Origin of the sequence: Thermorudis peleae, assembly GCF_000744775.1 — a bacterium.
Classification (GTDB): Bacteria; Chloroflexota; Chloroflexia; order Thermomicrobiales; family Thermomicrobiaceae; genus Thermorudis; species Thermorudis peleae.
Genome location: NZ_JQMP01000001.1, coordinates 58759 through 72261 on the forward strand (window position 1 = coordinate 58759; position 13503 = coordinate 72261).

11 protein-coding genes are annotated in these 13503 nt (G+C 60.2%); 4 read left to right on the plus strand and 7 right to left on the minus strand.

The annotated features are described in order from the left end of the window. Window positions 1-157: 157 nt before the first annotated feature. From N675_RS00280 to gcl, 6 genes are read right to left on the minus strand one after another with little or no spacing between them, the layout of a single operon-like run. Window positions 158-2347: a xanthine dehydrogenase family protein molybdopterin-binding subunit gene (locus tag N675_RS00280; protein ID WP_038037283.1), complete on the minus strand. Its 2190-nt coding sequence runs from the start codon at window positions 2345-2347 to the stop codon at window positions 158-160. Further along, window positions 2335-3747 carry an FAD binding domain-containing protein gene (locus N675_RS13305; RefSeq protein ID WP_051913668.1) on the minus strand — a complete coding sequence of 471 codons (1413 nt, stop codon included), beginning with the start codon at window positions 3745-3747 and terminating at the stop codon, window positions 2335-2337. Before N675_RS13305 ends, N675_RS00280 begins: the two co-directional genes overlap by 13 nt. A gap of 56 nt (window positions 3748-3803) precedes the next feature. After that, entirely contained in the window at window positions 3804-4157 is a 354-nt protein-coding gene (gene uraH / locus N675_RS00290; protein WP_038037285.1) for a hydroxyisourate hydrolase, read from the minus strand. A gap of 14 nt (window positions 4158-4171) precedes the next feature. Next, window positions 4172-5107, minus strand: a complete 936-nt coding sequence (pucL, locus tag N675_RS00295) for a factor-independent urate hydroxylase (protein WP_038037288.1) — start codon at window positions 5105-5107, stop codon at window positions 4172-4174. 43 nt (window positions 5108-5150) lie between these two features. Then, window positions 5151-5696, minus strand: a complete 546-nt coding sequence (gene uraD / locus N675_RS00300; protein WP_051913670.1) for a 2-oxo-4-hydroxy-4-carboxy-5-ureidoimidazoline decarboxylase — start codon at window positions 5694-5696, stop codon at window positions 5151-5153. A gap of 23 nt (window positions 5697-5719) precedes the next feature. Beyond that, entirely contained in the window at window positions 5720-7447 is a 1728-nt protein-coding gene (gcl, locus tag N675_RS00305) for a glyoxylate carboligase (RefSeq protein ID WP_038037291.1), read from the minus strand. 125 nt (window positions 7448-7572) lie between these two features. On the opposite strand from gcl, the gene N675_RS00310 reads away from it, so the two are divergent. Genes N675_RS00310 through allE form a run of 4 tightly spaced genes read left to right on the plus strand, consistent with a single transcriptional unit; the run spans window position 7573 to window position 12378 of the window. Then, entirely contained in the window at window positions 7573-8973 is a 1401-nt protein-coding gene (locus N675_RS00310; RefSeq protein WP_051913672.1) for an aldolase/citrate lyase family protein, read from the plus strand. Next, complete coding sequence (locus tag N675_RS00315) at window positions 8973-10226, plus strand: allantoate amidohydrolase (RefSeq protein ID WP_038037293.1); 1254 nt, start codon at window positions 8973-8975, stop codon at window positions 10224-10226. The genes N675_RS00310 and N675_RS00315 overlap by 1 nt, the downstream gene beginning before the upstream one ends. Before the next feature lie 18 nt (window positions 10227-10244). Continuing rightward, on the plus strand, window positions 10245-11600 hold the full coding sequence (locus N675_RS00320; protein ID WP_038037295.1) for an allantoinase: 1356 nt from the start codon (window positions 10245-10247) through the stop codon (window positions 11598-11600). Between the two features lie 16 nt (window positions 11601-11616). Then, on the plus strand, window positions 11617-12378 hold the full coding sequence (gene allE / locus N675_RS00325; protein WP_231577873.1) for a (S)-ureidoglycine aminohydrolase: 762 nt from the start codon (window positions 11617-11619) through the stop codon (window positions 12376-12378). Window positions 12379-12706: 328 nt separating this feature from the next. On the opposite strand, the gene N675_RS00330 is transcribed toward allE, so the two are convergent. Beyond that, on the minus strand, window positions 12707-13480 hold the full coding sequence (locus N675_RS00330) for an enoyl-CoA hydratase/isomerase family protein (RefSeq protein ID WP_038037298.1): 774 nt from the start codon (window positions 13478-13480) through the stop codon (window positions 12707-12709). Window positions 13481-13503: the final 23 nt, after the last annotated feature.

The following is a 13503-nucleotide window of genomic DNA, read 5'->3' on the forward strand; positions in this document are numbered from 1 at the left end:
GCCGTGACAGTACGATTGCCCTCACTGTTGTCCGTCATCAGCAGCGGTCCACATCCCCTATCCAGAGCGTCATGCTGCGTTGGTGGGGCGCGTGATTCCTTGTGATCAGCCGGTGTCCTGCACATCTATCTGCCTCCTGTCGAATGCAGGCAACTGCTTAACGCAGCGCGGGTGCCTGATGATGCTGAGCTGCTCCTAACGCATCTAACACTCGCTCTGGCGTCATTGGCAGGCGTGTGATCCACACCCCAACGGCATCGTGAATCGCGATCGCGACGGCAGCGGCAAACGGCACCAGTGGCATCTCGGCCATGCCGCGTGCTCCGTAGGGACCATTCGGATCGTCATGTTCGAGGATGACCGGGATGATCTCCTCGGGCATGTCGAGCACAGTCGGAAGCAAATATGTGCTGAAGTTTGGTGTCAGGATCTTGCCATCACGGACCTGGAAGTGCTCGAGCAGCGCGAAGCCGAGTGCCTGGGCAAGGCATCCCTCGATTTGCCCCTCGACTTGCTGGCGGTTGATTGCTCGGCCAACATCGTGCACACTGATAACACGCACGACACGAACTTGCCCGGTGATTATGTTCACCTCCACCTCTACGGCCTGCGCCGTGTAGCCGTAGCAGTAGTTGGGGATGCATTCGCCGGTCTCTGGGTCAAGCGGCGTCGTGCGTGGCGGGCGAAACTGAACGGTGGCGCTAACGTGCTCAGCGTCCGTTTCGTGCCACTTGCGGAGCGCTTCACGAGCAGCATCGTGTACTGCTCGCCCACCCATCAGTGTCATCCGCGAGGCTGAAGCGCTGCCAGCGTTGGGCGCTTCTGCACTATCGGCGCAGATTAACTCGATCCGCTCAAGCGGTAAACCGAGTGTTTCAGCCGCAATCTGCCGCAGGATCGTGTGGGCTCCTTGGCCAACGTCAGCTGCGCCAATGCGAACGCAGGCGCGCTCCAGGTCGCCACGGCCGAAGAGTTCAACGGTGGCCGTAGCCTGTTCGGGATAGCCGAAGGAGTAGCCGAGGTTCTTGATCCCACAGGCCAGCCCAACGCCGCGGCGGAGATGTGGGGCTGGATGCTCGCGTGGCTGGCCGTAGCCGAGCCGCGCTCGAGCTTCGTCAACACAGCGCTCGAGGACAAGCGGCGCACTAACGCCTGGTGGTAGCGGATGCCCGGTCGGCTCGATACTGCCTTCATGGTAGATGTTGCGGCGGCGGAGCTCACTCGGATCAATGCCCAGCGCATGGGCAAGTTTTGTGACCATGATCTCCGCGGCAAAGTGTGCCTGTGGTGCGCCAAAGCCGCGGAACGCCCCGGTTGGCGGATTGTTTGTGTAGACGGCGTAGCCGTCAACCCAAATATTCGGCACTTCATAGCAGCCGGAGGCGAAGAGCGCGGCGACTTTGATCACCTCCGCGCTTGTGGAAGCATATGCGCCACCATCAGCCAGAATGTCTGCCTGCACAGCTGTGATCCTGCCGTCGCGTCGAGCGCCCCAGCGACAGCGAATCCGCACCGGGTGACGCTTATGGTGGCCAATGGTTGTCTCTTCGCGACTCCAGACGATGGCGACCGGACGGCGCAGCTTCCATGCGGCCAGGGCAAGCAGCGGCTGCACGTTCAAGTCCTCGCGTCCGCCGAAAGCGCCGCCAATTGCTGCATAACGAATGACTACCTGCTCCTCAGGTAAGCCAAGGATTTTGGCGATCTGCCGTCGATCTTCGTGGAGCCATTGCCCAGCGGTTTCGACGACAACCCGTCCATGCTCGTCAATGTAGGCAATGCCAGCATCAGGCTGCAGGTAGGCATGCTCTTGCCAAGACGTCTGAAACTCCCCCTCGACTGTCACATCGGCTTCAGCAAAGCCACGAGCAATATCCCCTTTGCGAATTGGCACATGGAGCAGGAGGTTCGTGCCACGCGCAGGATGGACCAGTGGGGCATCGGGGTCAAGTGCGCGCTCTGGGTCAGTGATCGCGGGCAAGTCTTCGTATTCGACGATGACACGGCGCGCGCCTTCTTCAGCGGCGTCTTTGCTCTCAGCGAGCACGAGTGCAACCTTGTCGCCTTCGTAACGGACAACGTCGCTGCAGAGCAATGGCTGGTCTTCGGTGATCAAGCCATAGGCGTTGTATGGCACGTCTGCAGCAGTGAGCACGGCGACGACGCCGGGATAGGCACGTGCAGCCTGCGTATCGAGCCGGGTGATCCGCGCGTGGACGCGGTGAGCAAAGACCACTTTCCCGTAGAGCATGCCCGGCCGAACGAGGTCGGCCGGATAGCACGCTTTGCCGGTAACCTTGTCAAGTGCATCGACTCTCGGCAGCGCAGCGCCAATTACTTCGGACATGCGACACCTCCGGCTGCCAGCACGGCATCAACAATCTTCCGATAGCCTGTGCAGCGGCAGATATTGCCACTTAACGCCACTCTCACCTCGTCAGGGGTCGGTTGTGGCCGTTCCTCTAGCAGCATTGCGCTCGCCATGAGCATTCCCGGGATGCAGAAGCCGCACTGCACGGCGCCGTGTTCGATAAAGGCTGCTTGGACAGGATGGAGGCCGGTTGGTGACGGCCTCGTGCCCGCTAACCCTTCAATCGTGACGATTTCGCCGCCGTGTGCTTGTGGTGCTGGCACAAGACACGACATCACCGCTTGTCCATTCAGCCAAACGGTGCAGGCGCCACATTCACCCTCGGCACAGCCTTCTTTCGCGCCCGTCAACCCAGCGTCCTCGCGCAACGCATCGAGTAAAGGCTTCGTGGCCGCACTTGGCGGCAAGACAGTGGGCTGGCCGTTGATCGTGACATGGATGGTTCCGTTAAAGGGCACTATCGCTGGGCTGGGTGTGGGGATTTCCAGTAGCACAGGTCTTGTCGGCCACCCCTGACGTTCTTGCCCGATCGCCAGCTGCTCGAGTCCTTGACGTACAAGTGCGGCGACTGCCGTGTGTCGGTAACGGGCTGAGCCGCGGATATCGTCGATCGGCGCAGCGTCCTGGCTGGCGAGCTGCGCGGCCTGGTCGATTGTCTCTGGAGTAAGGGCGCGGCCACGCAGGAATGCCTCGGCGCTGCGTGCACGGATGATGGTCGGGGCTACACTGCCGAGCGCAAGAGCACTTTCGGCGATATGGGCTCCATCGAACGTGAGTACGATGGCGACATTGACAACTGAGATCGCCTGCGCCCGTCGTAGCCCGAGTTTGAGGAAGATGCCGCGTTGTGTTGGACGCAGGGCTGGGATGCGGATTTCACGGACGAGTTCGTTGGGGGCAAGGACCGTTTTCCGGACGCCGGTGTAGAACTCGCGCAATGGCACAACACGCTCATGCTGCAGGCTGGTCAGTACAACTGCCGCGTCAAGGGCAACAAGCGGGGTGATGGTATCGTTGGCAGGCGATGCGGTGACGATATTCCCGGCGACGGTCGCGCGCGTGCGAATTGCTGGAGCGCCAACTTCCCAACAGGCCTGGGCAAGCGGGAACGCGCGCTCAATGCATAGTGGTGAGGCAATGACGTCGTTGTGAGTCGTCAGCGCGCCGAGCACGAGTGTGCCGTTCTCTTCACGAATGAAGCGCAGCTCCGAGAGCGCTGTGAGGTCGATTAAGGTCGTTGTCGGCCGAATGCCTCGGCGAAGCTCAACGAGGACATCCGTACCGCCGGCGACGAGGCGTGCTTGTCCTTGGAGAGTGTCAAGCAGCGTAAGGGCGTCGGTCAGTGTCGTTGGGCGATAGTAGTGTTGCCAGAGCATACAGTGTGCACTCCGTTCATCTCATCCGCGTGAAAACCGCCAGGGGCAAGCCTGCGTTAACTCCCTCGGTACGTTACGTACGACCATGGTGAGACGAGCAGCGGGACATGGTAGTGGGCAGCTGGATCAGCAACTGTGAAGCGCACTGGAACCTGGTCGAGGAACGGCGGCTGGCTTACATCCGGGTGCCCGGCGAAGTAGTCACCGACCTCGAAGACGAGTTCGTAGGTCCCAGCTGTGAAAGCGTCACCGGCAAGCAGCGGCGCAGATGTCCGCCCGTCGGCATTGGTTCGCGTCGTGGTGAGCAGCACGCGCTCGCCGCTTGGCGCAATGCGCCAGAGGCTCAGGGCGAGTCCTGCAGCGGGCCGCCCGCGGGCCGTATCGAGTACGTGGGTGGTAAGTTGGCCCATCGCTGAACCTCCCCTCATACCGCGCGCTGCACTGTCAGCCGAATGACGCCGTAGGCTGGGAACGGATCTGAACAGACTTTGACCATTGGATCGGTTGTGGATTCGGCAATGATCTGGCGCGTACGGTTTTCAGCCACAAGGTGCACACTGCGGAGCTGTGGAAATCGTTCGAGGATGTGCATCCCCATCTCATGAACGAGTTGCTGAATTGATTCACTCGTGTAGGAGGCGAAAACCGCGCGCGTGAGATCGCGCACTTGCTCAGCTGCAACATAGCGGCCGTGATCGGGTGCGAGAAGGTCGTCGGCCGTCTGATACTGCCAGAAGACGTCAAGCTTGATAGCGAGCGGCCGATCACGTGTTTCTGGTAGCGTCGTGTAGTCATCGCGAATAAAACCGGTGAAGGCGCTGCCCGAGAGCTTCATCAACAGTTGGTTGACGTAGCCGCATTGGTGCTCAGTAACGAGCGTGTGGCCGCCATCTCGAGCCAGCGCCAGCGTTGCTGTTGCGTAGGCTCCAGGAGAAGCAGCGAAGGCTATGGTGCTTGATACGAACTGCCCGTTCTGTGGGACGGTCAGCGGCACAAAGGGGATCTCGCGAGCAGTCAACCGGACATGCTCGACATGCTGGTAGGTTTTCAGGAAGGCCGATCCAAGGAAGAAAAGGAAAGCTTCCTGAGTAGCGCCATCGAAATCGAGTGAGTGGCGCAGGATAAAGTTCTTCATCGAGTCAGTAGCGATCACGTCGCGATTATCCCCGTCGGTGTAGGAGCGGAGAAACCGCTCGCCAAACACCTCGAGATCGACTTCATGAAAAAAGGCCATGTTGGTGCGTCCTGTGAACGATGACTCAGGAATGGGGGAAAGACCAGTCAGCGGGCGCGCACTGAAGCGATAAACTGGAATGTATGCTTTCCCGTAACTGTGCTGGTACGTTACCATCTCTGTCATGCCTTGTGCCCTTCTCCTGTGATTCCATCCGCTGCCGCTGTCATTATGTGGTTGCCGCTGACGCATGGGTATCGCTCACGGTATCGACCAACCGGAACCAGCAGATGCGCGTGATCTCGTGTAATGCCTGGCGTAGCTCGTCCTGGCGGCTGTTCGTGAGCCGAGATTGGAGCGCTGCCAGAATCTCCTCGCGTGTGTGCTCTCGCACACAGATGACGAACGGAAAACCGAAGCGTTCACGATATGCCTGATTGAGTGCTTGGAACTGAGCGAGTTCGTGCGCGGCCAGGCGGTTCAATCCTGCCATTGCTTGCTCGCGGGCACTTTCTGGTGTGATGGCGCCAGCTAGCGCATCACGGCCAGCAAGCTCAGGGTGAGCACGAATCAATGCCTCGTGTTGCTCAGCGGAGCCTGCGTAGAGCGCAGCGCAGAGTGCAGCATAGAGATCTTCAAGGTGAGCAAATGGCCGGCGTTCCCACGCTGCAGCGAGAACCCAGGGCGCGTCCTCAAAGAGGAAGCGAAGTCGTGCGACGAAGGTTTCACGGTCGAGCTGGTTCAGTTCGTCGAGCCTAAGCACCTGGTTCTCCACCCTGCAACCTCCCTCGTCCTCGCTTATACTCCAACGCCTGCAACATCAGGCGTGGGCACAAATTCGCGAATCTGATCGAGTGCACTTCCCATGGCGGCGTCCGCTTCTGGATCAACGAGAATTTCTACGAGTACCGGGCGTTCGGCTTGCTCAACAAGTGCTGCTGCCCAGCGTAGTGCCGGTTGAATGTCGTCAGGATGCTGGACACGGCGCGCGAGTGCCCCCATGCCTTTGGCGACCTGTACGTGGTCAATGCCGTAGCCATTGTTGAGGTCATAGCCAAGGTCAACACCGTATCGGATGCCATGGGCGTAACGCTGGTTTTGGCGGATGAGCCCAAGATTTCCATTGTTGACAATGATCACCACAATCGGGATGCGATACTGTACAGCGACAGCGAGCTCTTCCATCAAGAACTGGAACGAGTAGTCGCCGCAAATTGCAACGACGGGATGGCTTGGCTGGGCAAGTTTGGCGCCAATCGCGGCTGGTACTTCCCATCCGAGTGGCCCGGCTTGCCCGCAGACGAGGTAGTGCCGTGGCCGAAAGACACGCTGGAACTGACCACTCCAAATCTGATAGAGGCCGATAGCTGTCGTAAAGATTGTCTGCGGGCCAAAGACGGCGTTAATCTCCTGGAAGACGCGCTCTGGGCGGATCGGAATGTCAGCGAAGTCAGTTGGGCGAGACAACGCTGTCTTGAGTGTCTGCACTCGCCGAACCCACGCGCTTGGTTCACGCGGCGGTGTTGCGGCTTGGGCGGCTGCAAGCAACGCACGGAGAAAGAGTTGTGCGTCACTGACAATACCGAGGTCTGGCGGGAAGACACGCCCAAGCTGTGTTGGTTCAACGTCGACGTGGATGAACCGCTTGCCGTGACGGTAGATTGCAAGGTCACCCGTATGACGTTCGGCAAAGCGCGCGCCAATCGCGAGCACGAGATCAGCCTCGAGGAACGTCTGGTTGCCTGAGCGTGTCTGCGTCTGAATGCCAACCAGCCCAACAGCAAGTGGGTGATCGTCGGGGATGGAGCCCCAGCCCATGAGGGTCGGTACGACCGGAATTTGGAGGTACTCAGCCAGTTGCCGTAATTCCTCGCTTGCGTTGGCACAAATCACTCCACCGCCAGCGAGAATGAGCGGGCGCTCAGCCGTGAGGAGCCAGGCAAGTGCGCGTTGAACAGCTGCCGGCGGTGGAGCAACGCGGAAGATTGGCAAGGGGGCGTCAACTTCGGGATCGTAATCGATTTCGGCAAGCTGGACATCGAGCGGCAGATCGATGTGCACTGGGCCTGGACGACCGTCGCGCATGATGCGGAATGCTTCACGGACGATCCATGGGAGTTGAGCTGGCTCACGGACCAGGAAGCTGCGCTTGGTCACGGTCCGCACGATTTCAGCGATGTCGACAGCCTGGAATGCTTCTTTATGCAGAATACGTGTTGGCGCTTGGCCGGTGATCGTCAGGATCGGCACGGAATCTGCCAGGGCGGTGTAGAGCCCAGTGACCATGTTGGTGCCTGCTGGCCCTGAAGTGCCGATGCAGACGCCAATCTTGCCGCTGGCGCGTGCGTAGCCATCGGCAGCGTGTGTCCCGCCCTCCTCGTGCCGCACTGTGATGTGACGGATTGGGCTCGCCGCTAGTGCGCGATAGACCGGATTGATGTTGGCGCCCGGTACGCCGAAAATGACCTCGACACCCTCGGATTCCAATATCTTGACGAGCGCTTCGCTCGCACGCATCCGTGCCATTGGCTTGCCTTCCTCTGCGGTTTTCCTCAGTATACTCACGAGCAGCTCAATTGTCAACAATTGCTGTTGACAAAACATAGTCGTGCGATTATCGTTACACCAGATCAGGAGTGAGAAGGGGTACTGTGGGCGCACAGACGAGTACCGGAGAGCAGGGATACGATGCGGCAGTGCGGCAGCTTGCTGCCGTGCTTCATCGTGCGTTACGTGCTGAGAGTGGCGCTGGACCGCGAGAGGCGCGGTTTCGTGACGATACCCAAGCCGTGCGCCAGGCCGACTGGTGCGTTGCGCTGCCACCGTCACTGGCTCGGCAGCAGGTCACACTCCTTGTGCCGGCTGGTGATGCTACGGCGCTCGTCCGTGGGCTTGCCTCAGGTGCTGATACAGTGCTGCTCGACTTCGATGATACCTTTGCGCCGTCCTTGCAGAATCTCCGGCGTGGCTGGGCGCATCTCGCGACCTTGTCCGTGCGACAACCTGGTATGCCGCTGATCATGGTACGGCCACGGCCGGCCTGGCTCCAGGACCAAACTGTCTACGTCGATGGTGAGCCGGCGTGTGCAGCTGCTGTCGACGTCGCGTACTACCTTACTGCGGTCGCGTCCCACGGCAGCGCATGGCTCTATCTGCCCAAAGTCGCCACGATGGAAGAGGCCTGTGCCTGGGATCAGGCCCTCACGGCTGCCGAGCAGGCGTTAGCGTGGCAGCCAAACGCTGTACGGGTGATCGTGCAAATTGAGTGTCTCTCGGCAATCTTCCAAGCGGACGAGATCCTTTGGGCATTGCGCAATCGTGCGCTTGGCCTCAACGCTGGGCGCTGGGATTACTGTGCGAGTGTGATCCGTTCTCTCGGTCGCGTGCTTCCGCCGCTGCCAGCACGCGACCAGCTCACAAGCCAGACGCCGTTTCTTGCGGCCTATCTGCGCCAACTCACCCGTGTCTGCCAGCGACGGAAAGCGCTAGCGATCGGCGGGGTTGCCAACCTTGCGACAGATGAACGCGCTAGAGCTGTCCTCGCCGAGAAGCAGTGGGAAGCCCAACTGGGATTCCACGGAGCGTGGGCTGGACACCCTGAGGCTGTACCGCTCGTGCGTCAGGCTTACCACGCGGTCACATCGATGGTGCCTGCGGTACCTGCTGCGCGAGGCGATGAATCGACTATCGCCCAGCAGCTGTGCACACTGCCGACAATCGCGTCACTCCCCGTTGCTGCGCTACAGCGGGCGCTGAACAAGCTCGCAGCGTGGCTCCGGGCATGGCAGGCGGGGAACGCGCTGGTCGTCCATGATGGAGAATTCGAAGACCTTTCGACCGCGGAGGTCACACGGGCACAACTCTGGCAATGGCGTTGGCATCGCGTGCAGCTCGACGATGGCGATTGGCTTACGGAAGAGCGCTTTCAGACCGAATGCCAATCGGTTGGGGATGCGGCACTTTCCCGTCTGCTTGCTGAGTTGACTGCTGACACGGCAATTGATCACCCATTGCCGAGCCTCGTGTCACCAGGCGAAGGAGCACTGACGTGATGGTCGATCGCGCGGCGCTTGCCGCTACGGTATTGCGGCGGTGTGACGAACTTGCAGCGTTCTCAGAAGTGCCAGGCCAGCTGACGCGCCGGAGCTTTTCCCCACCAATGCACGACGTCCACAACACGATTGCACAGTGGATGCGCGCAGCTGGCATGACGGTGCGGCGAGACAGCGTTGGTAACCTCATCGGGAGGTATCCCGCACGCCAGCCGGATGCACCTGTGCTGGTGATCGGCTCTCACCTTGATACGGTACCGAACGCTGGGCGCTACGACGGCGTCCTTGGTGTCATGCTGGGGCTGGCGCTCGTTGAAGCGCTCGGTGGTCGTCGTCTCTCCTATGCCCTCGAAGTCGTCGGCTTTATGGACGAAGAAGGTGTGCGATTTGCCGTCCCGTTTATTGGAAGCCGTGGCTACGTTGGAGCACTCCCGAGCGACTGGTTAACGCGCTCTGATGTGGATGGCATCACCCTCCGGGAAGCGATCACATCCTTTGGCCTGCACGCGCACAACGCAGGAGGACAAGCCGCCTTACCGGATCAGGCACTTGGGTATCTCGAATTTCACATTGAACAAGGGCCGGTGCTCGAGCGTGCCGGTCTGCCGGTCGGGGTCGTTGAAGCGATTGCCGGTGCAACCCGGGCCCAGGTGACGTTCCACGGCCGTGCGGCCCATGCCGGCACGACACCGATGACGGCTCGACACGATGCGCTCGCTGGCGCGGCAGCGTTTATCCTCGCTGTCGAGCGACGTGCGCAGGTGACACCTGGGCTGGTAGCGACTGTGGGCCAGGTGACTGTCTTGCCTGGAGCAAGCAACGTGGTTCCCGAAGCAACACACCTTGCGCTCGATGTGCGACACGCTGACGACGGCGTACGCAATGATGCCCTTGTTGCACTCCAGGCTGATGCTGAAGAAATCGCGCGCAGCCGTGGACTCCGTGTTACGTGGACGATCGTGGCAGATGTCCCAGCCGTGCGGCTTGATCCCCAGTTTGTCGCATTGCTCGAGGCTGCAACACGCGAGGTTGGTGTGCCCGTACGCCGACTTGTCAGCGGAGCCGGCCATGACGCTATGATCCTTGCGCAGTATCTGCCTGCGGCGATGCTCTTCCTCCGCTGTGCCGAGGGTATCAGTCACCATCCCGACGAGCGTGTGATAGTCGACGATGTCGCAACGGCGTTGCACGTTGGGCAGGTCATGCTCGACTTGCTTGACCAGCGTCTCACTGCTGCCCAGGCACAGGGTTAGACGGAAAGGAGCGGAGTTGTGGCCTACGATGTGCTCATCCGTGGCGGCCAAGTCGTCCAGCCGGAGGGTATTGCCGTTGCTGACATCGCAATCGCTGATGGCCAAATCGTTGCTGTTGAACCGGAGATCAGTGGTGCGGTGCGTGAAGAGATCGATGCCCGTGGGCTTGTCGTCTTCCCAGGCGTTATCGACATTCACGTCCATTTCAACGAACCAGGACGGACGACCTGGGAGGGGCTGCGAACCGGCAGTCGAGCGTTTGCGGCCGGCGGGGGCACGCTCTTTGCCGATATGCCGCTGAACTCGATTCCGCCAGTCCTTGATGGTGCGGCGTTTCATGTCAAGCAGCAAGCGGCTGAAGCCCAGTCTGTCGTCGACTTTGCCCTCTGGGGTGGGTTAACACCGCGTAACCTTGATCGGCTCGAAGAGTTAGCCGAAGTCGGGGTCATTGGACTGAAGGCCTTTCTCGCTGACTCTGGCGTTGAAGAATTCCCTGCAGCCGATGACTACACCCTCTATGAAGGGATGCGCCGCGCTGCCCAGCTGCAGTTGCTTGTCGCTGTCCACGCAGAAAATGCCACACTGGTGCGGCGGCTTGCTGAGGCGGCGCTGCGCGAAGGCCACCACAGCGCCCGCGCCTATCTCCGATCTCGGCCGATCATTGCTGAGTTGGAAGCGATCCAGCGGGCGTTGCTCTTTGCCGAAGAGACAGGCTGCGCGCTGCACATTGTGCATGTGACGGTTGCTCGTGGTGTGCTCCTAGCCTGGGAAGCACGCCAGCGCGGCGTTGACGTTAGCATTGAAACCTGCCCTCACTACTTGCTCTTCACCGAAGATGACCTTGAACGCCTCGGCCCGGTGCTCAAGTGCGCACCCCCAATCCGTTCAGCTGCCGAGCAGCGTGCACTCTGGCAGGCGTTACTGCGTGGACAAATCGACCTGATCGCCTCAGATCACTCGCCGTCACCACCTGAACTCAAGCAATCCACCGACTTTTTTGCCGCTTGGGGCGGTATTAATGGGGTGCAGTTCACCTTGCCAGCTATGGTTACGGCTGGTGTGCTGGAACATGGCTTGCCCCTCACGCAGCTCGCTCGGCTTCTCGCAGCCCGGCCGGCCGAGCGCTTCCGCTTTGCTGGGCGTGGTCAGCTTCGACCAGGAAACCTGGCCGACCTCACGCTGCTCGTTGTCGGCGAACCGTGGTGTCCAAGACCAGCTGAGAGCTTTTCCCGCTATCCGCTTTCTCCCTACCTCGGTCGGCAGTTCCAGGCGAGGGTACAGCGGACAATCGTGCGTGGCCAAACGGTCTATGTCGATGGACGAATCGTGCGCGAAGGGGGCGGGCAGCTTGTTCGTCCTCAGCGGCATGGTTGAAGGAAGGAGGAACAGTGTGACACTCAGCCATCTTGGCGCAACGCGAAGTTGTCGCGCGCACGATCATCTCCTGGTAACGCCTGATACCCATGTCGAAGCAGCCTTCCCCGGTATTGAGCATGGCGATGCTATCGTCCACATTGCGCCAGCACTTGGGGCCCGATTCACACTGTTGACCGTGCGCCTGAACGACAGCGGCACGCTCAGCGCCAGTGCTCCTTACGTCGAACGCTTTCTCGCCGTCCTCAGCGGCCAGGGGCAGCTTACTCTCCCCGAACAGACAGAATTGCTCGTTGCTGGTGATTATGTCTACTTGCCGCCGGAATATCCGCATACGCTGGCTGCTTATGGGGAGCGACTCGTTGCGATCGTCCTTGACAAGCCCTATTGTCCGCCGCCGCATAGTTCAGTTGACGGAATGCTCACCTACTGTCGGGGTCGGCTAGTGGACGGGCCGGGACGGCCATTGGTCGAAGGCTCGCCTGTCATCGTGCGACAGTTGGTGCCAGACCACCCGGCGTTTGACCTTGCGGTTAACGTCATGGAGTTTCCGCCAGGGGCAGCGTTGCCGTTCGTTGAAGTGCATGTGATGGAACATGGGCTGGTGATGCTCGAAGGCCAAGGGATCTACCGGCTTGGCGAGCACTGGCATCCTGTCCAAGCCGGGGATGTGATCTGGATGGCGCCCTATTGCCCGCAGTGGTTTGCTGCGCTTGGGGAACGACCAGCCCGCTATCTCATCTACAAAGACTGGAACCGGCATCCGCTCAGCGGATGACGAGTGCACTGATTAGGCTATGGGCGGTCGCCTCGTTGTCTTCTGCTGGGTGCGAAGCGGGAGAGATAACGGAGGCAGGAGCGGATGGTGTCGTATTGATAGGGACATGGGCCCGTCTCACAACGCGCATCAGTCCATTTATGACCGCGCACGGTGCCATTTGTACGGCAAGAGCGCCTAGAATAGCCCTATGGTGCCCAGTATGGTGCCCTTGAGCGCCACAAGTTGACCTGCGCCGATAGGGTGGGCAGGAGCAACTGTCTAGCAGTTGCCCTGCCCACCGCACAGATGAGAGTACGTGAATCACTGGCCAGATGGTTGTCAGCGCTTACTGTGAGGAGTCGCGACGCTGGCGCCGCGACTCAAGAAACGCACGCACCGCTTCTTGGGCCTCGGGTGTACTAAAGGTCAGGTGGAACAGCTCTCGTTCAAAACGCATCGCGGCTTCCCAGGACATCTCGGGTCCACTGATGATCGCAAGCTTAGCAGCGCGGATAGCTGCTGGTGAATGCTGGGCGATCTCTTGGGCGAGGCGGAGTGCTTCGTCGAGATACTGGCCAGCGGGGACAACGCGAGTGACGAGGCCCATTGCTAACGCTTCTTGTGCCGTGAATTCACGGCCGGTCAGCACGAGCTCCATCGCACGGTATTTGCCGAGACGCCGAGCAAGATGCTGGGTACCGCCAGCGCCGGGAATGAGGCCAAGGCGAATCTCCGGACTAGCAAATCGGGCAGTATCTGAGGCAACAATGAGATCGCAGGCGAGAGCGAGTTCTAGCCCGCCACCGTAGACGTAACCCGAGACTGCAGCGATGAGTGGCTTGGGGAAGTGATGCAGAGTTTCCCAGTAATGCAAGTCAGAGTGAACGGTCGGGAGTGTTGCCGGTGTGGCCGAGGCGAATAACTCGATATCGGCGCCGACGGAAAATGCCCGCTCGTTCCCCGTCAGTACAATAATGCGGATGCGCTCATCAGCCCGGACATCCTCGAGTGCTGCTTGAATCTCCTGAAGCATCTCGCGGTTGATTGCATTGAGCTTCTGTGGTCGGTTTAACTGTATGAGGAGAATTGGATCGCGCCGTTCCAGAAGAATTGTGTCCATGGCTTTTCTCTCTTCTCTCTTTC